The 255-nt window shown below is 49.4% G+C and carries 1 rRNA gene; it reads right to left on the bottom strand.

The features are described 5' to 3' along the window. A 16S ribosomal RNA gene (locus M3175_RS26250) occupies positions 1–210 on the bottom strand; the annotation flags it as partial. Positions 211–255: the final 45 nt, after the last annotated feature.

The raw sequence follows: 255 nt of genomic DNA, 5'->3' as shown, positions 1-255 counted from the left end.
CTTTCAGCTTTTCCACATGTGTAGAAAAGAATTATCCGGTATTAGCCCCGGTTTCCCGGAGTTATCCCAGTCTCATAGGCAGGTTGCCCACGTGTTACTCACCCGTCCGCCGCTAACCTTTGGGAGCTAGCTCCCAAAGGTCCGCTCGACTTGCATGTATTAGGCACGCCGCCAGCGTTCGTCCTGAGCCAGGATCAAACTCTCCAATAAAGAGTAAGATTAGCTCTTAAAGTTAAAACGTTGGCTAGTGTGTAT

Source organism: Robertmurraya korlensis, from assembly GCF_023715225.1.
In the GTDB taxonomy this organism is placed as follows: domain Bacteria; phylum Bacillota; class Bacilli; order Bacillales; family Cytobacillaceae; genus Robertmurraya_A.
This window is presented reverse-complemented; position numbering and strand designations above follow the sequence as displayed.